The organism is Vibrio sp. JZG120 (assembly GCF_053890955.1).
The window spans coordinates 136,701-160,504 of sequence record NZ_JBSRRK010000002.1; the positions used below are offsets into that span (position 1 = coordinate 136,701).

General features: G+C 45.2%; 20 protein-coding genes and 1 riboswitch. Of the genes, 12 read left to right on the plus strand and 8 right to left on the minus strand.

Features of this window, described 5'->3' with window-relative positions; translation table 11 throughout:
• The first annotated feature begins 70 nt into the window (after positions 1-70).
• Entirely contained in the window at positions 71-994 is a 924-nt protein-coding gene (locus ACWPOD_RS06515) for a LysR family transcriptional regulator (RefSeq protein ID WP_015313624.1), read from the plus strand.
• Here ACWPOD_RS06515 and ACWPOD_RS06520 read toward each other — a convergent pair.
• Together ACWPOD_RS06520 and ACWPOD_RS06525 are read right to left on the minus strand one after the other, a co-directional pair.
• Complete coding sequence (locus tag ACWPOD_RS06520) at positions 991-1,281, minus strand: putative quinol monooxygenase (RefSeq protein ID WP_257897642.1); 291 nt, start codon at positions 1,279-1,281, stop codon at positions 991-993. The genes ACWPOD_RS06515 and ACWPOD_RS06520 overlap by 4 nt on opposite strands.
• Positions 1,282-1,350: 69 nt before the next feature.
• Entirely contained in the window at positions 1,351-2,004 is a 654-nt protein-coding gene (locus ACWPOD_RS06525) for an oxygen-insensitive NAD(P)H-dependent nitroreductase NfsB (protein ID WP_025609956.1), read from the minus strand.
• 167 nt (positions 2,005-2,171) lie between these two features.
• Between ACWPOD_RS06525 and ACWPOD_RS06530 the strand changes: the two genes are divergently transcribed.
• Together ACWPOD_RS06530 and ACWPOD_RS06535 are read left to right on the plus strand one after the other, a co-directional pair.
• Positions 2,172-3,635, plus strand: a complete 1,464-nt coding sequence (locus ACWPOD_RS06530) for a helix-turn-helix domain-containing protein (protein WP_456231691.1) — start codon at positions 2,172-2,174, stop codon at positions 3,633-3,635.
• Between the two features lie 129 nt (positions 3,636-3,764).
• The gene (locus ACWPOD_RS06535) at positions 3,765-6,422 is read left to right on the plus strand and encodes an alpha-amylase family glycosyl hydrolase (RefSeq protein WP_456231692.1); all 2,658 of its coding nucleotides are present in this window, start codon (positions 3,765-3,767) and stop codon (positions 6,420-6,422) included.
• Positions 6,423-6,506: 84 nt separating this feature from the next.
• On the opposite strand, the gene ACWPOD_RS06540 is transcribed toward ACWPOD_RS06535, so the two are convergent.
• Positions 6,507-7,664 carry a D-alanyl-D-alanine carboxypeptidase family protein gene (locus ACWPOD_RS06540; protein ID WP_456231693.1) on the minus strand — a complete coding sequence of 386 codons (1,158 nt, stop codon included), beginning with the start codon at positions 7,662-7,664 and terminating at the stop codon, positions 6,507-6,509.
• 210 nt (positions 7,665-7,874) lie between these two features.
• On the opposite strand from ACWPOD_RS06540, the gene ACWPOD_RS06545 reads away from it, so the two are divergent.
• Positions 7,875-9,170, plus strand: coding sequence for an alpha/beta fold hydrolase (locus ACWPOD_RS06545; RefSeq protein ID WP_456231694.1), 1,296 nt, complete (start codon positions 7,875-7,877; stop codon positions 9,168-9,170).
• A 58-nt stretch (positions 9,171-9,228) separates the two neighbouring features.
• Here the strand turns inward: ACWPOD_RS06545 and ACWPOD_RS06550 are convergent, their stop codons facing one another.
• Positions 9,229-9,720, minus strand: coding sequence for a GNAT family N-acetyltransferase (locus ACWPOD_RS06550; RefSeq protein ID WP_257897637.1), 492 nt, complete (start codon positions 9,718-9,720; stop codon positions 9,229-9,231).
• A gap of 323 nt (positions 9,721-10,043) precedes the next feature.
• Between ACWPOD_RS06550 and trhO the strand changes: the two genes are divergently transcribed.
• Positions 10,044-11,024 carry an oxygen-dependent tRNA uridine(34) hydroxylase TrhO gene (gene trhO, locus ACWPOD_RS06555; RefSeq protein WP_456231695.1) on the plus strand — a complete coding sequence of 327 codons (981 nt, stop codon included), beginning with the start codon at positions 10,044-10,046 and terminating at the stop codon, positions 11,022-11,024.
• A gap of 70 nt (positions 11,025-11,094) precedes the next feature.
• On the opposite strand, the gene ACWPOD_RS06560 is transcribed toward trhO, so the two are convergent.
• Positions 11,095-11,400 carry a DUF6482 family protein gene (locus ACWPOD_RS06560; protein ID WP_134646142.1) on the minus strand — a complete coding sequence of 102 codons (306 nt, stop codon included), beginning with the start codon at positions 11,398-11,400 and terminating at the stop codon, positions 11,095-11,097.
• A gap of 108 nt (positions 11,401-11,508) precedes the next feature.
• On the opposite strand from ACWPOD_RS06560, the gene ACWPOD_RS06565 reads away from it, so the two are divergent.
• The 3 genes from ACWPOD_RS06565 (at position 11,509) to gbpA (ending at position 15,513) form a co-directional block, all read left to right on the plus strand.
• Entirely contained in the window at positions 11,509-12,990 is a 1,482-nt protein-coding gene (locus ACWPOD_RS06565) for a cryptochrome/deoxyribodipyrimidine photo-lyase family protein (RefSeq protein ID WP_258662024.1), read from the plus strand.
• Between the two features lie 80 nt (positions 12,991-13,070).
• Positions 13,071-13,571 (plus strand): fasciclin domain-containing protein, encoded by a 501-nt coding sequence (locus ACWPOD_RS06570; RefSeq protein WP_047009633.1) that lies wholly within the window; start codon positions 13,071-13,073, stop codon positions 13,569-13,571.
• A 272-nt stretch (positions 13,572-13,843) separates the two neighbouring features.
• Positions 13,844-13,944: riboswitch (cyclic di-GMP riboswitch) on the plus strand.
• A gap of 105 nt (positions 13,945-14,049) precedes the next feature.
• Complete coding sequence (gene gbpA / locus ACWPOD_RS06575) at positions 14,050-15,513, plus strand: N-acetylglucosamine-binding protein GbpA (protein ID WP_456231696.1); 1,464 nt, start codon at positions 14,050-14,052, stop codon at positions 15,511-15,513.
• 53 nt (positions 15,514-15,566) lie between these two features.
• On the opposite strand, the gene ACWPOD_RS06580 is transcribed toward gbpA, so the two are convergent.
• Both ACWPOD_RS06580 and ACWPOD_RS06585 read right to left on the minus strand, forming a co-directional pair.
• Positions 15,567-16,439, minus strand: coding sequence for a patatin-like phospholipase family protein (locus ACWPOD_RS06580; protein WP_005397800.1), 873 nt, complete (start codon positions 16,437-16,439; stop codon positions 15,567-15,569).
• 179 nt (positions 16,440-16,618) lie between these two features.
• The gene (locus ACWPOD_RS06585) at positions 16,619-17,260 is read right to left on the minus strand and encodes a MarC family protein (protein ID WP_456231697.1); all 642 of its coding nucleotides are present in this window, start codon (positions 17,258-17,260) and stop codon (positions 16,619-16,621) included.
• A 195-nt stretch (positions 17,261-17,455) separates the two neighbouring features.
• Here ACWPOD_RS06585 and nfsA point away from each other — a divergent pair, with 195 nt between their 5' ends.
• Entirely contained in the window at positions 17,456-18,178 is a 723-nt protein-coding gene (gene nfsA, locus ACWPOD_RS06590; RefSeq protein WP_301612513.1) for an oxygen-insensitive NADPH nitroreductase, read from the plus strand.
• A 65-nt stretch (positions 18,179-18,243) separates the two neighbouring features.
• On the opposite strand, the gene ACWPOD_RS06595 is transcribed toward nfsA, so the two are convergent.
• The gene (locus ACWPOD_RS06595) at positions 18,244-19,137 is read right to left on the minus strand and encodes a hypothetical protein (RefSeq protein WP_006740797.1); all 894 of its coding nucleotides are present in this window, start codon (positions 19,135-19,137) and stop codon (positions 18,244-18,246) included.
• A 455-nt stretch (positions 19,138-19,592) separates the two neighbouring features.
• On the opposite strand from ACWPOD_RS06595, the gene ACWPOD_RS06600 reads away from it, so the two are divergent.
• The 3 genes from ACWPOD_RS06600 to ACWPOD_RS06610 all read left to right on the plus strand — a co-directional run bounded on the left by ACWPOD_RS06600 (position 19,593) and on the right by ACWPOD_RS06610 (position 23,503).
• The gene (locus tag ACWPOD_RS06600; protein ID WP_006740798.1) at positions 19,593-20,711 is read left to right on the plus strand and encodes a polysaccharide export protein; all 1,119 of its coding nucleotides are present in this window, start codon (positions 19,593-19,595) and stop codon (positions 20,709-20,711) included.
• Positions 20,712-20,841: 130 nt separating this feature from the next.
• Entirely contained in the window at positions 20,842-21,282 is a 441-nt protein-coding gene (locus ACWPOD_RS06605) for an arsenate reductase/protein-tyrosine-phosphatase family protein (protein ID WP_031780663.1), read from the plus strand.
• Between the two features lie 55 nt (positions 21,283-21,337).
• Positions 21,338-23,503, plus strand: coding sequence for a polysaccharide biosynthesis tyrosine autokinase (locus tag ACWPOD_RS06610; protein ID WP_237311393.1), 2,166 nt, complete (start codon positions 21,338-21,340; stop codon positions 23,501-23,503).
• Positions 23,504-23,804 lie beyond the last annotated feature (301 nt).

Genomic DNA, 23,804 nt, shown 5'->3' on the forward strand with positions numbered 1-23,804 from the left:
GGCGTTTAGCTTGAATTACTTTGCTCATCTCCCCTATAGTAGCTCAAACTTCACAAACATCCTTTTCACGATGAAAGCCCTCAACGACCTCAATATTTTTGTCGAAACCGCGCGCCAAGGCAGCTTTTCAAAAGCCGCTAACAGCATGGACATGACACCTGCCGCCATTAGCGCATCGATTAAGCGTCTTGAAGGGCAAATCGGTTTCCCGCTGTTTGTGCGTTCTACCCGAAGCCTGCGTTTAACCTCAGAGGGCGAACTGTTTTTGGACAAAACCACGCAAGCGTTGGCAACATTGCAAGAGGGGTTGGATCAGATCTCAAGTGCGCGCGGTGAACTGTCTGGTCAGCTACACATTACCGCGCCCTCCGATTTTGGTCGCAACATGTTGCTCGATTGGGTGGATGAGTTCATCGATCTCTACCCAAATGTTTCCATCAAACTAGAGCTGTCCGATAGCTTGACGGATATGTACACCAAGCCTGTCGATATTGCGATTCGCTACGGCGAGCCGGCCGACTCCAATCTGGTCGTGTTGGCTTTGTGTGGGTCAAACGAACGGATCTTATGTGCATCGCCAGAGTACGTAGCTACACACCCAGAACTCACCTCTCCTGCCGATTTAATGCAACACAACTGCTTGTGCTATATGGTCGCGGATTCGGTCTACAACAAATGGACGCTCACGCGTGACGGCGAGAAAGAACAAATCGTGGTCAGCGGTAACTTGATGAGCAACGATAGTGACTTGCCACATCGGTTAGCGATCAAAGGCAAAGGCATTGCGAATAAGTCGTTGATGGACATCAGCCGAGACTTAATCGAGGGAAGATTGGTGCGAGTGTTACCAGAGTGGGATTGCGGCCCAGTGCCACTCTACATGGTGTGCGCCGATCGTCGCTTACTGACGCCAACGATTCGGACTTTCCGCGACTTTATCCAACAAAAATGCTGCCAGCAACGCGCCAACGTGCTGGCAACCTTCTGTCATTAGGCGATAAATCGAAGAGGACGAATCTGGGTATATTCAACCCAATCGTTCTCTTCCAATGTTTCAAGAAACGTCGCCATGTGCGGGCTTTGCAAATGCTTATCCAAGGCCTCTTGCGATGCCCAAATTTCTTGGAACATAAATAGGCCTTCAACTTTTTCGTCGAGATACAACTCGTATTGGCAACAGCCTTCTTCTTTGCGAGTTGGCTCTAGTAAACCAGAAAGCAAATTCGACACCTGATCCTTACTGTCTGGATAGGCTTTCACTTCTGCAACTAAGTGGATCATCGTTTTATCACTCTTTTGCGATTTATATATTGATTACAGGGTTCTACGTAACCTGCAAGTAAGCTCGAATTAGATCTCGGTGAATACGGTTTCTGCATCCCAGCGAGACTTTGGCGTTTTCGCGTTGAAGTCATCTTCCGCGTGGTAGCCAAGCGGCACGATCACAACGCTGGTGTAACCTTTTTCACGCAAGCCAAATTCTTCATCCAGCACTTTGGGATCAAACCCTTCAATTGGCACTGCATCGATTTCTAGCGTCGAAGCACCCAACAGCAACGTACCCACGTTGAGGTAAACTTGTTTCTCCATCCAATGGTTCGCATCTTTCAGATCAAAACGGTGCATGTTCACAAAGTAGCTACGACCACCGCGCACAGCCGCTTTCGCTTCTTCAGTTGGGAGTCGGCCATCTTTTTCTTCTTGCACCATTAGCGCTTCAATGTAGTCGTTATCGATGCCTGTTTTTGCACAAAACACCAATACGTGAGAAGCGTTGAGAATCTTCGCCGCGTTAAACGCGTAGTTCTCTTGCGCCGCTTTAGCGATGCGCTGTTTGCCTTCTTCTGTGCTTGCCAGAATGAAATGCCAAGGTTGAGAGTTCACACTCGATGGACTAAAACGAATCAGCTCTTTAACTGCATCGATTTTTTCTTGAGGTAGCTTGCGCGTTGGGTCAAACACTTTCGTTGAGTAACGAGATTTTGCAGCTTGTACGATATCCATGAGGTTCTCCAATTAATGAATTTAAGCTGAGTAACAGCATAACCTCATGAGATAAAGGGAAAAACCGATTTCGATTAAAAACATTTTCAAAATAAATTTGAAAATAAAACGATAAGAAAGGCTTTGAGCGTTCTCACTGAACTTCTTCATCCTTTCAGCAATAATGCATGTTTGCTCGCAACCGAACTCAACTCATGCTGCCTCAAGATAACGTTATTACATCCTTTCTGTGCAAAAAGCTCGGTCACAATCACCTTCGAATTGCCGGTGAATATTGGCACATTGAGAAGTTGGTGGCCTTGCAATGCATGATGTTGAAAGAAGCGCCTAACCTCCAAGAAGGGCTGCTTTGGTGGAGTAAAAGTGTCTCATTATTCGACCGCCGTTTGTACGTCACATTGCAACATGGTGATGCCCAAATCCATCTGCAAGTCGAATGCAGAACGGCCGATATGCCAAATTGGGCGGAGTCGGTGTTTGGCTTGCTCAAAATGCAGTTGGAAATGCTTGAGTTAAGCGAATCAATACAGGTACAAGTTCAAGCCAGCAATCCACTCGCGGCCGATATTTTTCTAGGGGAAACGCGAGATTCTAAAACGAGTTCAAGCGTGTTTGACTTGGTGAAACATGTTTATTTGCTGCTTTCTCACCAACCAATTGAACAGCCAGAATTGCTGAGTGTTTTGAACGCATTGTTCATCAAAAACAGCAATTACGCGCTCAAATTAGAGCAAGCGGCAAGGCAACTGGGCGTCTCCAAACGCACCTTGCAACGTCGACTGCAAGAGAAGCAAATGAGCTACTCTCAATGCGTTGATTTCGCTAAAAGAAAGCAAGCACTCACTTTGCTTGCCGACACCCAACTCACGACGCAGCAAATCGCCTATCAACTTGGTTATGAAGAACCATCGAACTTTCACCGCACTTTTCGTCGTTGGTATCCGTTTTCACCCATGCAGTATCGCCAACAATGTTTGGATAACCGAACTCAGCTAAATCAGCAACCGATCCGCTTGTACTACGCCAAAGCCAATACCTTCGACGATAACCACATCGACCAACCTGTCGGCAAAATCTGGATGGAAGTGGACAATATTGCGTTTGAAAAAGTGGTCTCGGTAGAATGCCGTGACCGTGATGGCGCATGGCGGCGCTACCCCGCCTTCTTCGAGCGTTTTTTAAGTCATGGCACCGAACTCTGGGCAACGACTGAACTTCCGGTGGCGCATCCCCTTACCTTTCGCCTGTGTTATGAAGTCGATGGAGAACGTTACATTGAGAATAACCACCAGCGTGATTATGTAGTTTCTAAGGGGCTTTTAATTGGCGCAACGGAATATATTGTCCCGACTCGGCAGCTTATTAACATTGGGGCGCAATACACGCTCTTTATCGAACTGGCATGCCGACTTGAAAACGTTGCGAGGATTGACGGTTACGTCGATGATGACCCCACACCTCACGCAATGCGCTTAACCAAACACTCGCTACATTATGCTTGTTGGGTGCTACAATTATCGCTCACTCAAGCTGCAAAACAGTGCCGTTTCCGCCTTTATGATGAATCCGACAACGAGCTCGCGAAAGAGCATTACCCGATACAATATCCTATTGTGCAACCGCTCAATTAAAACTGTCGGTCAGATCAAAGTCGCCGCTTCGTGACATCATTTCACGTCTTTTTTGGCGTGAAATGACACTCTCAATTTCAAACCTTTGCTTTATCGTTTCTGCATTGCTGCATAACGGAGGCAAAAACTGTGTTTGAAACTCTACCTAACCCAATGAATAAAATAAAAATACTTCCTTTCGCGATCGCTCTTGCTCTTTCTGGCTGTGGAAGCGACGAAACCACACCAATCGATACAGGCAGCCACGTGGCATCTCCTGATTGGCAAGATCAAATCATTTACTTCCTGATGATCGACCGTTTTAACGACGGCGACAGCGCTCTTAATGATCAAGGGCAAAACGAATTCGATCCAACTTCGGATAAAAAATTCAGCGGCGGCGACCTCGTTGGCGTGAGTGATAAGCTAAGCTACATCGAAGATCTCGGAGCCACATCGATCTGGATTACTCCGCCAGTTGCTAACCAATGGTGGGATGCGGAGCAAAACTACGGCGGCTACCACGGGTACTGGGCGCGCGATTTCCAAAAAGTGGATGAGCACTTCGGCGACCTAGAAAGCTACCAAGCGTTAGCACGCGAAGTGCATGCGCGTAACATGTTCTTAATTCAGGACATCGTGACCAACCATGTAGGCAACTTCTTTACCTACGATGATCCTTACAGTTATGATCCAAGCCTACCTTGCCAAGGTTTCCGTTTGATTGAAAATGCACTACCCGCCGGGCAAGAGCTGCCGTACCCCCTCAACATGAACGAGTGTAAAACAGACGGCACAGGCAGCTACCACTGGACGCCAACCATCACCGACCACAACGATCCGGTACAAGAAAAAACCTGGCAGCTCTCTGATTTGGATGACCTTAATACGTCCGATCCTGAAGCACGCGCTTATCTAAAAGAGAGCTACCGAAAATGGATTCGCGAAGTCGGCGTCGACGGATTCCGTATCGATACGGTGAAGTTTGTTGAACACGATTTCTGGAACGATTTCCTACACGCCGACGATGGTGTGATGACGCAAGCGGTTGATACCGGTCGTGACAACTTCCTCACTTTTGGTGAAGTATTCGAAACATCTACGCCATACAACACCGAAGGCGAAGAGAAGATGCTGACTTACATCGGTGAAAGTGGCTCACCGAAACAGCTAACCTCGGTACTGAACTTCCCATTGCAAGCGACCATGACGCGCGTGTTTGCAGCAGGACAACCGACCGACTATTTACGTTTCCGTCTTGAGAAAATGATGGAGATGTTCCCAAATCCATACATCATGCCGAACTTCATTGATAATCACGACATGCCGCGTTTTCTGTCGCAAGGTAGCGTGAATGACATGAAACAAGCACTGATCACCATGATGAGCGTGCCGGGTATTCCTGTGATTTACCAAGGTACAGAACAGGCGATGTCAGCGGCGCGTGATGCGATGTTCGCCGGAGGGTATCGTAAAGATGGCAACTACGTAGACTCGTTCGACCAAAACAGTGAGATGTACTTGTTTATTCAAGAACTTGCCAAGCTACGCACTGAAAACAAAGTCATGACACGTGGCGAAATAAAAGTGATTGGCAGCGATAAAGCGGGCGCGGGCGTCTTCGCCTTTACTCGAACGTTGGATAACGACGAAGTCTTGGTTGTGATGAACACATCGAATTCGCCAATGTTGATGAACCAACTCGATGTAGAACAAGTCGGCGGCACCGTCTTCAAACAACAAATCATGTCTAACTGGGCAAACGCTCCAGAGCAGTTAGTCGCAGATGAAAATGGTCACGTAACCCTTGAGCTACCAGCCAAGTCTGCAGTGATTTACTCAAAAACAAGTAGCAACCAATCTGTAGAGACCCCAGACCTCAACATCCAACTAGCGCAGGATTGGGAAGGACAAACCATCACTGGTGATATTGTTATCGCGGGTAGTGCGAACGCCAACGAGAAGTTGAACCTCGTCATCGATGGTAACTTGGAAACAGCGCAAACCATTACTGTAGGCGCTGATGGTCAGTTTAGCGTCACGCTGTCGACTCGTCACTTTGCAATTGGCGAACAACAGCACCGCTTCGCGATTTATTCCACCGAGAAAAAAGCAGGCATCGAGGACGTGAATTTTGTTTCGAACCTAAGCTGGTCAAGCTCGCCGGATGACACCATTGATGATGCGGGGGACGCACAAGACGGCATGGGCGGTCCAAACGGTAACTACTCATTACCAACCGATCCAACGTTCGACAAAGACAACAGCCAACTCGCAATCAACAAGGCAGAAGTGTTTACCGTTGGCAGTAACGTACGTTTGACCCTCACCATGGACAACATCACCGACACTTGGTTGCCACCAAACGGCTTCGACCACGTGGGTTTCACCATCTTTATTGATTTACCGGAAGAAGCCGCAACCAACTTGTCTGAGCTACCGAAGATCAACGCTTCTATGCCAAGCGGAACCTGGAGTCGCAATGCGGTTGTTTTTGGCTGGCAAAGCTCGATTTACAACACCAAAGGAGCAAATGCGACGACATGGGGAGAAGCCGTAACGCCAGCACCAACAGTGACAGTAGACAAAGCCAACAACACCATTTCAATGGACTTTGCTAGCGATGCACTAGGTCGCCCAGATTCGCTCGATGGAATCCGCTTCTATGTCACGACTTGGGACTTAGACGGCCTTTCAGCAACTTACCGCCCGCTAGAGCAAGACAAAGGCCCTTGGAACTTCTCCGGTGGCGCATCGGATGAAAGTAAGATTTGGGACGATTTACCAATCATCACCTTGTCGGAATAAACCGTTAAATAAAACACCGCCCAGCGTTTAGCTGGGCGGCCATCAATAAAAGAATGCAGAAAGACACTTCTGCTCGTTTTTACTCTAGTTAAAGAACGATTTCATCCACAGCACCAGACTGTCCCAAAGCTGACCGAACCACGAGCCCTCTTCTACTGCTTGGCTGCTGACCAAGGGATAACTCGCCACGGTACTGTCATCGCTTTTCCAAACGACCTTACCAATCTCATCCCCTTGCGCGATCGGTGCAATCAATGGTTCATTTAACACCACACTCTTATCAAGCCCAGCCGTCATTGAACGAGGCAGAGTGAGATAGGCATCTTTAGCAAAGATCGCCTCAACTTGATTGGTATTTCCCTTCCAAACGCGAACTTTAGACTCAACTTGGCCCTGCTTAGCAACTTGCTTGGTGTCATAAAAACGAAAACCATAGCTGAGTAGATTCTTCGATTGGCTGATCCGAGCCTGTTGACTTGGCGTGCCCATCACTACCGAAATCAACCGCATTTTCCCTTCTTTGGCGGAGCTCACCAAACTGTATCCCGCATTGCTGGTGTAACCGGTTTTGCCCCCGTCGACATCAATGGAATTGTCCCACAGTAATTTATTGCGGTTGTACTGCGTAATGTCGTTCCACTTGAAGACTTTCTCACTATATAGCGCATACACAGCGGGAACATCGTTGATGATCGACTGCATGAGTTTTGCCATATCGGTGGGTGAGGTTTGGATGCCTTCACTATCGAGACCATGGGAGTTTACAAAATAAGTGTCTTGCAGTCCTAATTTCTCCGCCCAACCATTCATCAAGGCGACAAAGCCGCGTTCACTGCCTGCAACATGCTCAGCCAGTGCAACGCACGCGTCATTACCCGACTGGATGATCACGCCGCGCATTAAGTTCGCAACACTAATTTCATCTTTCGGTTTGATGAACATTTTAGAAGATCCGGGAAACTTGGCCGACCACGCGTTTTCGCTCACGGTGACAACATCATCCCATTTCAAACGCCCCGCTTTGATTTCTTGTCCAACTACATAAGCGGTCATCAACTTGGTTAAACTCGCCGGAGCAAGGCCTGCTCGCCCGTTATGCTCGGCAATAATGGCACCGGATTGAAAGTCCATTAATACGTAACCTTTCGCCTTTAATTGAGGTGGGTTGGGCGTAACAACGGCAAAAGTAGGTACGCTTATTAAACAAGCCACAATAATCCATCGAGCCAGTGACACTTTCATCCGACTTCCTCCATGCTCTTACTTTGTCGCAACTCTATTGAGCATAGCTCACTCAACCAGTTGCACCAGTCGCTAATCGTTTCATTTTCTTGAACTTACATTGATTTGACCAAGGTATAGAACTGAAGAGGCGATTGGGAAATAGCATTGGTTCTTCATGCCATTCGCAGTAAAGTAGCGCTACCCCTCAATAAGGAAATAAAGATAACAATGAACGCTCAATCATTTATCGACGCAGGATTGCATTACACTCCCCACAGTTTTACCGCTCCTCTGGATTACCAAGACGCGAGCAAAGGTACCATTGAAGTCTTCGCCCGTGCGGTTTGCCTAGTTGGCGATGAAGAATCGACCAAACCTTGGTTGGTTTACTTTCAGGGCGGACCGGGCTTTCCCTCTCCGCGTCAAAACGGCAATAACGGCTGGGTAAAACGCGCGTTGCAAGAGTACCGAGTTTTGCTCCTCGACCAACGCGGTACGGGCAACAGCAGCGTAATTAATCACCAGACGCTTGCTCACCTCACGCCAGAGCAACAAGCAGACTACTTAAGCCACTTCCGAGCCGATAACATCGTGCGCGACGCGGAGTACATTCGTGAGCAATTTGGCGTCGAAAAATGGGCGATCTTAGGTCAAAGCTTTGGTGGTTTTTGCTCCCTCACCTATTTGTCTTTGTTCCCAGACAGCTTGCTACAAAGCTATATCACGGGTGGCGTGCCATCAGTCTCGCGTCATGCCGACGATGTGTATGAAGCCACCTTCAAGCGCACCATGGAGAAAAACCAAGCGTTCTTCCAGCAATTTCCAAAAGCGCAACAACTCTGCCAAAACATTGCGAATCACTTGCTGGAAAACGAAGAGTACCTACCAAATGGTCAACGCTTCACGGTGGAGCAATTTCAGCAAATCGGCATCAACTTTGGTGTGAGTGATACTTTCTTGCCAACTTACTATTGGCTAGAAAGTGCATTGATTGAAGTGAACGGCAAACAACAACTTCGTTATGAGTTCTTGAACGATATGTTGGCACAGCAAAACTTCCAAACCAACCCGATTTACGCCATTTTGCATGAATCAATTTATTGCCAAGGCTTTGCGTCGAATTGGAGTGCTCACCGTGTTCGCCAAAGCCGTTCAGAGTTTAATTATGAACCTGGCAAGCCATTTTACTTTACGGGGGAAATGGTCTTCCCATGGATGTTCGATCAATACGTCAACCTCAAGCCACTAAAAGATGCCGCTGAAATATTGGCCGCGAAAGAAGATTGGACTGCGCTGTACGATCAAACACAACTGGCTCAAAACAAAGTGCCTGTCAGTTGCGCCGTTTACGCCGATGATATGTTTGTGGAAATGGATATCAGCCGAGAAACGCTCGCGTTAATCCCAAACTCAAAAGCGTGGATCACTAACGAGTACGAGCACAACGGTTTACGTGCCAACGGTGAGCGCGTTTTAGATAAGTTAATTGCGATGGGGAATCAAACCGCCGCTAATTTGAAATAAATACTATAAAAACGCCTCTTCTAGAGGTAAGAGGCGTTTCATTCCTACCATCTTGTTTTTACGAATCTCTTACGCGCTTGGTCATACGTTTCGTCATCACCCGGTAGCCCATTTTATGATAGAAATCCTCACCTTCATGGTTAAATGACGCCACGGTTAAGCCGATTTCTTCTATTCCTTGAGCACACAAATCACTTTCCATCTTATCCATCAGCGATAAACCTATTCCTAAGTTTCGATGGTTCTCTGAAACAATAAGCTCATTAATAAAGCCAACGCGTTTTTCTGGTGAAATCAGCGACTGAACGTTACGAACCGAACCAGAGATAAAACCGACGACTTTTCTTTGCGAACAAGCAATAAAAGCGCTCACGCTCCCGTCAAAATACTTTTCGAAGGTGCCATATGATTCTCTTAGTTGCGCCAATTCCTTGGGTGGACGATAGAAGTTCGGTTCAGCTTCATAGTGCGATGTATCGAGTTCAACGAGTAATTGTTTGAGCAAGGGAGCATCTTCTTCCCTCAGCCGCCTGATATAAAACTGCTGCATGTCCTTTCCTTGCCAACTGATCCGATTATTATTTTGTAGCTCTTGCGCACAACTTTAATGAAGAGCCGAAGAAGGAATCACAGTACAAATTTAAACCAAAAGTGTCGAGTTCAACTTACCTTGTTCTCTACAATTTATGCTTATAATTTGAACACATAGCGATTTTACCCGCGTGACGCTTTGCCGCATCAAAACACCGCTATATCCTGCCTAGCCATAATATCCGCATAATTTGTCCGTATTTCCGACTAATTTAGTCAGGTATACTTCGTGCCGCTAAAATTTTAAGGTCGTTGACCACCTGTATTTTTAAAGGAAACCTCATGAGTCAGTATGTAATTTGTGCGCTGTACAAGTTTGTTGAGCTGAATAACTATCAAGAACTACGCGAGCCATTACTTGCGTTGATGGAAAAACACCATATTCGCGGAACATTACTGCTGGCAAGTGAGGGCATCAACGGCACTGTTGCCTCTGATCGTGCAGGTATTGATACGCTACTGGAGTGGCTAAACAACGAGCCTCGTTTGACAGGCACCGTATACAAAGAGTCGTATTCTGAGACCCAGCCATTCAATCGCACCAAAGTGAAATTGAAAAAAGAGATCGTAACATTAGGTGTTGAAGGCATAGACCCTCGCCACGTAGTGGGTACTTACGTGAAACCTCAAGAGTGGAACGATCTTATTGCTGATCCTGAAGTGTTTGTTGTCGATACACGTAATGATTACGAAATCGAGATCGGCACATTCAAAGGCGCTGTAAACCCAAATACTGAAACCTTTCGTGAATTCCCAGACTATGTAAAAGAAAACATGGACCCGGAAAAGCATAAGAAAGTGGCGATGTTCTGTACCGGTGGCATCCGCTGTGAGAAATCAACTGCTTACATGAAAGAACAGGGCTTTGATGAGGTCTACCACTTAGAAGGCGGCATTCTAAAGTACCTTGAAGAGGTACCAGAGGAAGAGAGTATGTGGGAAGGTGATTGTTACGTGTTTGACGGTCGTGTTGCAGTAAACCACCAGCTAGAAAAAGCAGATTACGATTTATGTAACGCTTGTCGTCTACCGATCACTGAAGAAGACAAACAGTCAGAATTGTTCGAGCAAGGCGTGAGCTGCCCGAAATGTCACGGCACACACTCAGAAGAACAAATTGCTCGATTCCGCGAACGTGAAAAACAAATTGTTCTTGCAGAACAACGAGGCGAGCAGCATGTTGGTGGCGAAAGTGCCAAGCAAAGAGAAGCTCGACGTGCCGCTAAGTACGCACAAAAAGAAGCTCAGCGTAAACAAGACTAAGCTCGACTCTAATTCTATTTTAAGCGAGCTGCCGTAAGGTGGTTCGCTTTTACTATGCACCAACACTCTTTCAATACAATTTTGTATCCTTCACCAAAACCTCTAGTTGATTGTCTCTTTTGCCTTCGGGTAGCCCCACCATCTCATCATAAGCACTTTGATGTACTAAAACCTGCTTATTTGCTTTGATATTCTTGCACTTCTTTTGCATCTCGATAAGGGAATGAGCCCTCAAAAAGATACCGTTGTCGTCAGTGATGAATTGCGCTTTTCCATCAACTACGACAGATGCTTGATACAATGCGAGATCAAGCGAGTGAATGATCAATTTATCTACGTAGAAGAACTTTTCTAACTTACTCAGTGGTATCGACATGTCTCACCTCCTTGTGAGCAACCTCTACGTTTTAATGAACAAAACCGATCATTAGGTGAGATCTCTTCGGGTCATTTGCGTACAACATCGGAAACAAAGAGGATTCCGATGCAAACAATCAATGTCGTGTGGTTAAAACGAGATTTAAGACTGACTGACCACCAGCCCTTAACACAAGCATTGTCGTCAAAGCACCCAACGGTACTTTTATATATTGTTGAACCGTTGCTGTTAAACAACCCTCACTATTCTGAGCGTCACTGGCGATTTGTTTGGCAATCATTGCAAGACATGAATGAGACACTCAAAGCCTATGGACACCGCATCACCGTTCTGTTTGGCGATGCCTTAGCATGTTTTCAATCAATTCAAATGCAATATCAAATCAACGCTGTGTTTTCTCATCAGGAAATAGGGCTCAACTGCACCTTTGAGCGCGATAAGCAAATTGCCGACTGGCTGCATGAGCAGAACATCACGTGGTTTGAGTTCGAGCACGGTGCTGTTATTAGAGGAGCAAAAGACCGGCAGGGTTGGGACAAACATTGGGATTTGGTCATGAGAGCCTCCATAAGCCCTCTTGAGCTGCAAACCAACTTGTTGCATTCATTGGATGCAGAATCACTCGGCTGCGCGTTTTCGCCACCTTCATCCTGGCTATCAAAATGCAAAGGAATGCAAACGGGAGGGAGCCAACTCGCTTGGAAAACACTGGAGGACTTTTTCAATCGTCGAGGTCGTGATTACTATCGAAGCATTTCTAGTCCCACAGCCTCACGTACAGCCTGTACTCGCCTTTCTCCATACCTCGCTTGGGGTAATATATCCTTGCGTGAAGTTTATCAGTACCTATTGAAACACTGGCAAGTTGTTGGGTTTCGTCGCAGCTTAATTGCGTTGTCTTCACGGCTGCATTGGCACTGCCATTTCATACAGAAATTCGAGTCGGAATACGACATGGAGTTTTACTGTGTTAACCGGGCTTACGAATCGTTGATTAAACAAAGTAGCACTTTCGATGAAGAAAAGTTAGCAGCATGGAAATCTGGATATACTGGCATACCTTTGATCGATGCCTGTATGCGCTGTTTGCATCAGACTGGCTATATAAACTTTCGCATGCGCGCCATGCTGGTTAGTTTTCTCACTCATCACATGAACATGGATTGGCGAACTGGCGTGACGCATTTAGCGCAACTATTCCTCGACTTTGAGCCTGGTATTCATTACCCACAATTCCAAATGCAAGCCGGGGTAACTGGGACCAATACAATCCGGATTTACAACCCGGTTAAGCAAGCCCAAGAACATGACCCTGATGGCGCGTTCATCTATAAATGGGTGCCTGAATTGCAAATGGTCCCCACCCCACTATTGTTCGAGCCCTGGACAATGACACAGATGGAAACCGTCATGTACCACTTGAAACCGGATAGCCGTTACCTAGCGCCTATTGTCGACCTAAATAGCGCAGCTAAAGACGCAAGGGAGCGTCTATGGGCATGGCGGAAACGGGCCGATGTAAAACAAGAAGGCAAACGGATTTTAACGCGACACGTGAGGCCATCGAAAGAAAGCAGGGCTCGTTGATCATCTTTTCATTTAGATGCGTACAAACGAAGACATTCTCTAGGGAAACCGTTGTACCCCCAACTCGTAAGGAACACATTATGTTTAAACGTATCTTGGTTATCACGGCTACATTGATGGCGACTTTATCTTTTATGCTTCCCGTCAAGGCTCATGAGCATGGCATGATGAAGGCTGATATTGTCGACGTTGCCACTGAAAACGGCTCTTTTAATACACTTGTCGCTGCAGTGAAAGCGGCTGATCTAGTCGATACACTCAAAGGAGAAGGCCCATTTACTGTTTTTGCACCAACGGATGACGCTTTTGCAAAACTGCCTGACGGTACAATCGATATGCTCTTAATGCCGGAAAACAAAGACAAGTTAGTATCCATTTTGACTTATCACGTCGTCCCAGGGAAAGTAATGGCTGCCGATGTTGTTAAGCTGGACAAAGCGACTACGGTTCAGGGCCAAGATGTGATGATTAAAACCATGGGCGACAAAGTCATGGTCAATGGTGCAAATGTAATGGCAACCGATGTGAAAGCTAAAAACGGCGTCATTCATGTTATTGATACCGTCATTATGCCTAAATAACATGATTCAGAGGGCGGTGTATTCCGCCCTTTAAACGGTGCTTCTTCTATCCTTAATACTGCCCCTTCCCACCTTCAACCCAACAACCAATCACTCATTCACTCCAACTATAAAAAAGACAAAAACAACATCAAAACCAATACCTTAGAAACAAAAAAGCACAATATTAATGAGATTGGCGTACCGTTACCTTTCAATTTGAGAACATGATTCCATGTCAGTGTCGTTTACTTTTCCACATGTAAATTCTTGAGCTAAATTTTGGCTGCTCAATCACATTTCGGCAAACCATTCGAAAGGGTGGGACGCAAAGCTTCCGGTCTGTCAGCATTCCATCATCAAAAGTAATGCTCATGATAGCGGGGTTGCCATGTTGCAACACTACATTATCCAAAGTATGGATTCATGCAGCGTTGCTTCGTGCTCAGCATGCGCCGAGGTGTGACATTAATTTGTCAGCCATAACAGAGGACATGTGATGAAATCCTTTCCAACCAAATCCGTACTCACGTTAGCACTTGCAAGCATTAGCTCAGGTGCTGCGGCTCACGGCTACGTATCAGAAACCAATGATGGTGTCGCTGCAAGTCGCGCGGCACTATGTAAGTATCCAACACCTGATACTAACGAAAAAAATAATAACTGCGGTGCCATTCAATACGAGCCACAAAGTGTTGAAGGTCCTGATGGTTTTCCACAAACAGGGCCTCGCGATGGAAAAATAGCAAGTGCCGAAACCGCTCTAGCTGCCGCTCTTGATGAACAAACTGCCGACCGCTGGGTTAAACGTCCTATTCAATCAGGTACACAGACTTTTGAATGGACATTTACCGCTAACCATGTGACGCGTGACTGGAAATATTACATCACCAAACCTGATTGGAACCCAAATGCCTCACTATCACGCGACTCGTTTGATCTGACTCCTTTCTGTGTAGTCGACGGCAATATGGTTCAACCTCCAAAACAGGTGAGCCATCAATGTAATGTGCCTACGCGAGAGGGGTATCACGTCATTCTGGCGGTATGGGATGTTGGCGACACAGCGGCTTCATTTTATAACGTGATCGATGTGAAATTTGATGGTGACAGTCCAGTCATTCCAGATTGGACGCAAGGCGGTCAAATTATTCCGACGATGGATTTAAATGTTGGAGATTCGGTTTATACACGCGTATTTGATCAGGCGGGTGAAAACATAGCTTATCGAACCGAGCTAGAAATTACCGATGCAGTCATGGGCAAAGCGAAAAATTGGTCTTACGCTCTAGCAACGAAGATCAACCAAGAGCAAACTAAACTGCAAGCTGGACAGTATGCCGAGGATAAATTCACTCCTGTTTATGGTACTAACCCGGTGTACCTGCAAGCTAATAGCGGCCTTGAGCGTGTAGAAATCGGCTACAAGATAGAAACTCCCGCTCCAGAGTACTCACTCACAGTAGATGGCTTAGAAGACGAATATATTATTGAGTCAACACCGACAACGTTGGAGCTGACACTAACTGCTGAAGGCGATTTAAACGCAGAACTCACCGTGTACAATCACCACCGTGAGCCACTTGCAAGCTGGGCAGACGAAATGAAAGACGGCTCGGTGGAGGCTGTATCGCTCGCTTTAAGCAAATCAGAGCCTGGTCACCATATGCTCGTGACTCGTATTAAAGACAAAGATGGTAACTTGGTGGATCAGCAAACGCTCGACTTTCACTTAAAAGAAGAGTCAGTAACGCCACCACCATCTGGCGAGTACGATTTTGTCTTCCCTGAAGGGCTATCTAGCTACACGGCGGGTACAAAAGTGCTTGCAAGCGACGGTGCCATTTACCAATGTAAACCCTTCCCATACTCTGGTTACTGTGTACAGTGGAAAGAAAGCGCAAACCAATACGAACCAGGAACAGGTTCACATTGGGAAATGGCTTGGGATAAAGTCAACTAAATCGCCCTTTGAACGTTAAGTAAAAAGAGCCTCGCTATGAGGCTCTTTCATTATCAAACGCAAAAATGGCAGTTTTCCCGATCTAAACCATGAACACCTGACAAATTAGCCAAATGAGCCCGCCCTTCAATCAGCCCCATTTCATAACCTTCCAATAGAACGGTTTGTCGCATTGATAAGCGCTGAACAGGAAAATTATCTGGTGGTGCAATCACTCTGACATGCGTTCCCGGTGGAGGATTACGAATAAATTCCAACGATTGATTGTAGTTATCTGCACGTCTTAACATCGCGTCCGCCATTTTAGGATGTTCGGCAAATAACTTCTTCATCAGCCATGTGGTTTTTACTGGCTTCTTGGCATAATTTAGCGGGTGAGAAAGCACAACGGTTATGTCGCGAGCTCCGCGACGATAAGCCTCACGCACCGGGATAGAATCTGCAACCCCGCCATCGGTATAGCAGCCTCCAGAAAAGCAAGGGGTATGCTTGTATGCAATGGGTAACGCTGTTGTCGCTTCAATCGCATGGTGAAAATTATCACGCGTCACGCGATAATAATCTGCCTGTCCTGTATCTACATTCGTCGTCGCTGCCAGAAAAGGAATGCCATTAAACAGTTTATTTTCATCGACGGGATACAAACGATTAGACTCTTCAAACAGCCACTTCACATCAATGAGGTCCCCACCTTTAACGAATCGAGTCGGATCAAAAAAGCGTTTACTCGTTGCCAGCTTAGTAATGACATTAATGCTGCGATGCGGATAGTCGGTCAAATAACCAATCAAGTTTGATGCGCCAGCAGATACACCAATGGCAAAATCAAACGGTTTATAACTCTGCTCTAAAAACGCATCTAGCACTCCGCTTGCGAAGACACCTCGCATCGCGCCACCTTCCACTACAATTGCTTTTGTTGCCATATTTCCCCCATTATTCTTGCCAAAAGAGTAATGAAATTCGTGCAATCAAAACAATTGAATATTCTTATTATTGAAATAGGTGAAGTCTATTTATTTCTTTCTTAGAAACTGAAAACTAAAGTTCAAAAAATCCACACCAGCTAGAAATGTAGGTGTGGATTTAGACGAGGTGGAAACGCCTAAGAGAAAACAGTTTTATAGGCTTCGCCCGCGCCATCAATAAACATTTGAGTACCGATAACCGCTAGGATTAAGCCCATCATTTTCGTCACGACGTTCAGAGCACTCGGTCCAACTGCTTTGACTAATTTGTCTCCAAATAAAAACAGCATATAGGTAATAACACACAACACAGCAAAAGAAACGATGGTAATAATGGTTTGATCAAAACCACCCGCCGTAGCAAAGTTCATCGCGGTAGCAATCGTTCCAGGCCCTGCTAATATCGGCATTGCAAGTGGAGAAACGGCAATGCTCAACGCCGCCTGCTGCTGCGCTGGAGAATACGCTTTCTCTTTAGTTTTCTGATGCGTCGAATCACCTTGAAGCATATTAAAACCGATCAAAAACACCAAGATACCGCCCGTTATTCGCAAGGCGTACAGCGTGATACCAAACAAATCAAAAATTAATTTACCGGCGATCGAAAATATCGCAATGATGACAAATGCAATAAAAACCGAACGAAGCGCCATGGAACGTACGGTTTCCCTATCCTCATCAGCCGTTAAACTCAAAAAGATAGGAATATTGGCGATGGGGTTCATGATCGCAAAGAAGCCCATAAACACCGTGACTGTATGAACGATGAGTTCTTTCATATTTTCCACTGCAGTTAAATTGTTGATTCTAAAAACAGTATATACGCTCTCAAGCAGAACGAGTGATGTATTCTCTATTCATCTTCACACTTATGCGCTAAGCATTGTTTTTCTTTTGAGATAGTTTACCGACTCATCAAATATCGCTAAGGTGAGGCTTCAGCCTTTACATGTAACAGGGGATGTTAAGTCACCATGAACAGTACGATACAAACAATTCTCAATCACCGCTCAATTCGAAAGTTCACCTCGCAACCTATTGAAAGCGAACAATTAGAAACGATTCTACAAGCTGGCCTTGCGGCGTCTTCATCAAGTATGTTGCAAGTCGTCTCAATTATCCGCGTTACCGATAAAGAAAAGCGTACGCTATTGGCACAATATGCGGGGAATCAAGGGTACGTTGAAAGCGCTGCTGAGTTTTTGGTGTTTTGCATTGATTACCAGCGCCACGCCAGTATCAATCTTGATGTGCAAGCTGATTTCACCGAGTTAACACTTATCGGTGCTGTTGATTCTGGCATCATGGCACAAAACTGCTTACTTGCGGCAGAGTCTATGGGACTAGGAGGCGTGTATATTGGTGGCTTACGAAACAATGCTCAAAAAGTCGACGAGTTACTAGGCTTACCTAAAAATACAGCCATTTTATTTGGTATGTGTCTTGGTCATCCAGATCAAGCCCCTGAAGTTAAGCCACGTCTACCTGCTCATGTCGTGGTGCATGAGAATCAATATCAAGACCTAAATTTGGATGATATTCAGGCTTATGACCAAACCATGCAAAACTACTATGCAAACCGTTCGAGCAATCAAAAACAAAGCACTTGGTCACAAGAAGTCACCAGTAAACTAGCTGGCGAATCACGTCCGCACATCCTGCCTTACTTAAACAGTAAAGGGCTCACTAAAAGGTAATGACCACAGTACGATAGGATCAAAAAAGGCCTCTGAAGAGGCCTTTTAATTATCAGTACAGTTAATTAGTTACCGCCTGAACCACCTGATGGCGGATCAACAGGATCAACTGGTTTGCCTGGCTTCGCATCTGGAATCGGTGGCACTACCGGTTTGAAATCATCTACAGGTTTTCCTGCTTCGATCTCTTTTTCAACCTGGTTAACAACATCTTTAGTATCTTCTTCAGATACCTCTACGTAAATAACATCACCAGAATCATTTTTAGGGTAATTTGGGTTCTTCTTAATTACCTCTTCAGTTACAGCTTTGGCTGCTACTGAAATTGCTTTCGGAGAAGCCGTAGGGTTCGCTTTAATGACATCTGAAACTACATTCGCTGTAGCAACCAGTTTAGTCGCTAATGCTTTTGTTGCAGCATCACCACTCTCATCTAACTGCTTAACTACACTTTCAGTATTGCGAAGCAAATCATTAACTGAAACGCCCATCGCATTGACATCAAGACCTAAATCAGCAAACACTTGCTCTGCAACCTCTGGCGTGTAAATTGCACCTTCTTCCAAAGTATCCGTTACTAGAGTAGTAAACGGTGAACCTGTTACAGGTGCATCTGCTTGCGCTAGACCTTTTGGAATTTTGTAATCAGTTGTAATACGTTTACCATTAGATGCATCTACACTCTTATCAGTGTGCTTTAATGTGAAAGTACACTCACTTGGAGCACTAACTACGTCTATGTGACTAATGCGCGCATAGCCAACCATACCTTTGTAGTTTGTTGTCAGTTCATCAGCCTTACCTTTTAAATCTCCACCACAGTCGTAAGAGACTTCCATGCCGATAACAGCTGGATCATAAGCCTGTACTGAGTATGTTTTTACCTCAGGATCGCTGTCACTACCACAACCTGCTAGTAGGACTGCAGCCACACTTGCCGTTAAAAGTTTGATTTTCAAAATTAGCTCCAATATTTGTTGTTATATCCGACCGCAACAGGAAGCATAACGGCAGTTGCATATGGTGTAAATAGGATGCATACAACTTTGGCATGAGTTTTTTCACATTCCTGCCTGTTTACATGTGCAAAATCATGCATTCATCTCAATAACGCTAAATAGACATAATTTTGTCATGTATTCGTAAGTATTTTTTAAGTATGTAGTTGCCTTTATTGCAACCAGATGGATAATGGTTGACTATTTTTGTGGGGTAGATTTTTCACCTTCATAAATGAAACTAAGAGCTCTAAGTCGCTAGCAGCCATTTGGAGTGTTTATTACACAAATAATTCTGAATGGACTCGCTTTCTAAAGGCTTAAAACTGCAGTAAATCGTCAACATTGATGAAATGCAGTTCAATTAGAATGAACCAATTTCAGTCGGCAAACTTTCTTTCGGTAGTTATAAACCAATGAACACATTTAATAAATTTTTGGGGATATCAGTACTTCCTATCCTTCTTACAGGGTGTACTCTGCCTGGTAGCCACCTTTCGGTCAGTGACAAAACAGTAATGAGCACTGAATCGAGTGATATAGAATCGCAGGTTACGGTTTATCCTTTAACTTTGGAGCGAGTGACCTCTTTAAATTCAATAGATCCTTTTTCAAAGCCAAATCCAGAGTTAGATATTGAAATCGCCAAGTATGAATACGAAGTAGGACCTGGCGATATCTTAAATATTACTATTTGGGATCACCCAGAGCTCACGATCCCAGCTGGCTCATATCGTAGTTCAGCCGAAGCAGGTAACTGGGTGCACTCAGATGGCACAATCTTCTACCCTTACATTGGCGTTGTACACGTTGAAGGTAAAAACGTTCGCCAAATTCGTGCAGACATTGCCAACCGTCTTGCAAAATACATTGAGAGCCCGCAAGTCGATGTAAGCGTTGCAGCTTTTCGTTCTAAAAAGACTTATGTGACTGGCGAAGTGAACAAGCCAGGGCAACAACCAATCACAAACATTCCTCTTACACTTCTTGATGCCGTAAATAGAGCAGGCGGACTGGCAGCCGAAGCCGATTGGCGTAATGCAACACTGACGCGAAACGGTGTGGTTGAAAATGTCTCTTTATACGCTCTGATGCAACAAGGCGACTTAACTCAAAACCGTCTTCTAAAGCCAGGTGATATTGTTCATATTCCCCGTAACGATGCGCAAAAAGTATTTGTTATGGGCGAAGTTAACGATCCGAAGCTACTCAAAATTGATCGCAGCGGTATGAGCCTTACTGAAGCTCTAAGTAGCGTTGGTGGTATTAATGAAATCTCCGCCGATGCTACTGGCGTCTTCGTCATCAGACGTTCAAAAGAAGAAGCTAAAATGGCGGACATTTATCAGTTGGATGTTTCTGATGCTTCTGCTTTGGTGATTGGAACAGAGTTTGATCTCAACCCATACGACATAGTCTATGTAACAGCCGCGCCTGTTAGCCGTTGGAACCGCGTTATTGCTCAACTTGTTCCAACCATTTCCGGCTTTAACGAATTAACCGAAGGTGTACTACGAGTACGCACTTGGCCGTAAAAACGACGTGCCGCAAGAAAGTTATCTCTTGCGGCATGCATTCAATAGTTACGTAGCTCAATTGTGCAATATAAAGAAGCAAGCAATTCAGTTGGGATCATAGGCATACAATTTAAAATAGGGTAAGCATTTGTTTTCTAATATTCTTGTCGTCTGCGTAGGTAATATTTGCCGCTCTCCAACAGGAGAGCGGCTTTTGCAGTCTTTACTACCAAACAAACATGTCGCGTCAGCGGGAATCGCGGTGGATAAAAGTCATTTAACAGGAAAAGCTGCTGATGATATGGCAACCACCATCGCGAATGAACATGGCGTAAGCTTAGATGGACACGAAGCACGACAATTAACACCTGAGCTTTGCGCTCAATACGATCTGATATTGGTTATGGAAAAAGGTCATTTAGAAGCCTTAACCAAAGTCGCTCCTGAGGCACGAGGCAAAACGATGCTGTTTGGACAATGGATAAGTGAAAAAAACATTCCTGATCCATACAGACAAAGTAGAGAAGCCTTCGAACATGCTTATACGCTTATAGAAAAAGCAGCAAAAGCGTGGTCTCAAAAACTATAAGCCGCAAGGCTAAATAAATAAACGCCAATGGCAAGGTATTTAAGAAGTTAAAGTAATGACAACACAAACTATTAAGCAATCACGTCAAGCCGACGATGAGATCGATTTGGGAAAGTTATTTGGGATCATTCTTGATGCCAAATGGCTCATTCTATGTACCGTAGTCCTATTTTCAATTATAGGCGTCGGCGTTGCCATTCTATCAACACCTATCTACAAAGCTGACGCTCTTATCCAAATTGAAAGTAAGAGCTCCGGTGGTATTTCAGCGATGGTTGGTGATATGGGAGAGCTGTTTTCAGCAGAGTCATCAGCGACAACAGAAATTGAGATCATTAAATCTCGTATGATTTTGGGTGGTACAGTTGATAAGTTCAACTTAACCACGGTCGTCTCTCCGAATTACATGCCTATCATCGGTAAGGGCTTAGCTCGACTGCAAGGCGAACAAATCAGTCTGAGCGTTTCACGATTTAATACCCCTTCTTACGCAGTTGGAATTCCTCTAACTCTCGAAGTTATTGATTCTGAAAAACAGACGTTCAAACTTATAGAAGATGACAATAACGTCATTTTAGAAGGTAAGGTTGGCGAGCTCATTGAAAAGAACGGCTATCAATTCTTAGCTACAGAAATGATAGCGCAAGACGGCGCATCGTTTACCGTGAGTAAAGTCAGCAAATTAGATGCAATCAATGCACTGCAACAAAACTTATCGATTAGCGAACGTGGTAAGCAAACCGGGATTATTTCTTTAAGCTTCTCTGGTGAAGATCGCGCTAAGATTCAAGCTATCTTGAACGACATTAGCCAGAACTACTTCTTGCAAAACGTTCAAAGAAACTCAGCAGAGGCAGAGCAAAGTCTCGAGTTCTTGAAAGGCCACCTTCCAGACATCAAAACAAAACTGACCGCTTCTGAAGACGTTTTAAATCGATTCCGTCAAGAAAATGAATCTATCGACTTAGGCCTTGAAGCTCAATCAACGCTGAAAGTGATGGTTGAATTAGAAGCGCAGTTAAATGAGCTTACATTCAAAGAGAGTGAAATCAGCCAGCGCTTTACACAAGATCACCCGGCTTATAAGTCTCTGCTTGATAAACGTGAGACGCTACTCAAAGAGAAAGAGCGTCTTAATAAACAAGTTCAAAAGTTACCGAAAACACAGCGTGAAGTTCTACGCATGACGCGCGATGTAGAAGTAAACCAACAAATCTACATCCAGCTATTGAACAAGGTTCAAGAGCTCAACATCATTAAAGCAGGAACCGTTGGCAACGTTCGAATCTTAGATAACGCTCAGTCGTTCTCTAAGCCAATCAAGCCGAAAAAAGCGCTTATCGTTGTGCTAGCAACACTGCTTGGTGGCATGGCAGGCGTGGCTTTCGTATTAATTCGTGCGGCATTCCACCGTGGTGTAGAAACACCAGATCAAATTGAGCAGATTGGTATGCCTGTTTACGCTAGCGTTCCAAAATCTATTCAACAACTGGAATTTGCAAACAAGCTTAAACGAAACAAAGGCAGCAACGATGAGCTAGTCCTTCTTGCTGAAGCTAACCCGGCCGACCTTTCCATCGAGGCCCTGCGTAGTCTTCGTACTAGCCTGCACTTTGCGATGATGGAAGCGAAGAACAATGTTCTTATGATTTCAGGTCCAGCACCATCTATCGGTAAAACGTTCGTATCGACAAACTTTGCAGCCGTCGCTGCGAAAACAGGTCAGAAAGTACTGCTTATCGATGCAGATATGCGTAAAGGTTATTTGCAGCAATGTTTTGGTTTACGTTGGGATAACGGCCTTTCTGATTATTTGAGCGGCAAGACATCCCATAGCAATATCATTAAATCAACATCCATCGACAATCTAGATGTGGTTACTCGTGGCCAAGTACCACCAAACCCGTCAGAGCTTTTGATGCATCCTCGCTTTAAGAGCTTTGTTGACGAAATGTCGGCGCAGTACGATCTTGTGATCATCGATACGCCGCCAGTACTCGCGGTTACCGACCCAAGCATTGTTGGTGCAATCGCAGGAACAACACTGATGGTAGCTCGTTTTGATCAAACGACTTTGAAGGAAATTGAAGTCGCACAAGGCCGCTTTGAACAATCCGGCGTGGAAGTAAAAGGCGTAATTCTAAACGCCGTAGAGAAGAAAGCGTCAAACTCATACGGATATGGTTACGGTTACTATAACTACGCTTACAAGAGCGAGTAATTAATATCTACATGTATTACAAAGCCCTGCTAGACCTAGCAGGGCTTTTTTATTACTGGATCCTGTAATGCATATCTACTAGAAAACGGATGGTCGTTAACATCTACATAGGCATTGGCTGTCAAACTATTCAGCACTTCTTTAATGGGGCTGATATTTTGTGATGCGGTTCTCTCATGAATAGTTGCATGATGGATTGTGAAACCCTACTATCAGTCTGCTCACGCCTAAAGCCCCCAACACTCGCGGAAAGAACTTGGTTCACGGCAACTCTTCCACCCTGCTCTGTATAGCAGGAACA

Bases quoted from the DNA above. Each gene is read 5' to 3' on its own strand.
- ACWPOD_RS06515 (WP_015313624.1), top strand. From the start codon at position 71: ATGAAAGCCCTCAACGACCTCAATATTTTTGTCGAAACCGCGCGCCAA.
- ACWPOD_RS06520 (WP_257897642.1), bottom strand. From the start codon at position 1,281: ATGATCCACTTAGTTGCAGAAGTGAAAGCCTATCCAGACAGTAAGGAT.
- ACWPOD_RS06525 (WP_025609956.1), bottom strand. From the start codon at position 2,004: ATGGATATCGTACAAGCTGCAAAATCTCGTTACTCAACGAAAGTGTTT.
- ACWPOD_RS06530 (WP_456231691.1), top strand. From the start codon at position 2,172: ATGTTTGCTCGCAACCGAACTCAACTCATGCTGCCTCAAGATAACGTT.
- ACWPOD_RS06540 (WP_456231693.1), bottom strand. From the start codon at position 7,664: ATGAAAGTGTCACTGGCTCGATGGATTATTGTGGCTTGTTTAATAAGC.
- ACWPOD_RS06545 (WP_456231694.1), top strand. From the start codon at position 7,875: ATGAACGCTCAATCATTTATCGACGCAGGATTGCATTACACTCCCCAC.
- ACWPOD_RS06550 (WP_257897637.1), bottom strand. From the start codon at position 9,720: ATGCAGCAGTTTTATATCAGGCGGCTGAGGGAAGAAGATGCTCCCTTG.
- trhO (WP_456231695.1), top strand. From the start codon at position 10,044: ATGAGTCAGTATGTAATTTGTGCGCTGTACAAGTTTGTTGAGCTGAAT.
- ACWPOD_RS06560 (WP_134646142.1), bottom strand. From the start codon at position 11,400: ATGTCGATACCACTGAGTAAGTTAGAAAAGTTCTTCTACGTAGATAAA.
- ACWPOD_RS06565 (WP_258662024.1), top strand. From the start codon at position 11,509: ATGCAAACAATCAATGTCGTGTGGTTAAAACGAGATTTAAGACTGACT.
- ACWPOD_RS06570 (WP_047009633.1), top strand. From the start codon at position 13,071: ATGTTTAAACGTATCTTGGTTATCACGGCTACATTGATGGCGACTTTA.
- gbpA (WP_456231696.1), top strand. From the start codon at position 14,050: ATGAAATCCTTTCCAACCAAATCCGTACTCACGTTAGCACTTGCAAGC.
- ACWPOD_RS06580 (WP_005397800.1), bottom strand. From the start codon at position 16,439: ATGGCAACAAAAGCAATTGTAGTGGAAGGTGGCGCGATGCGAGGTGTC.
- ACWPOD_RS06585 (WP_456231697.1), bottom strand. From the start codon at position 17,260: ATGAAAGAACTCATCGTTCATACAGTCACGGTGTTTATGGGCTTCTTT.
- nfsA (WP_301612513.1), top strand. From the start codon at position 17,456: ATGAACAGTACGATACAAACAATTCTCAATCACCGCTCAATTCGAAAG.
- ACWPOD_RS06600 (WP_006740798.1), top strand. From the start codon at position 19,593: ATGAACACATTTAATAAATTTTTGGGGATATCAGTACTTCCTATCCTT.
- ACWPOD_RS06610 (WP_237311393.1), top strand. From the start codon at position 21,338: ATGACAACACAAACTATTAAGCAATCACGTCAAGCCGACGATGAGATC.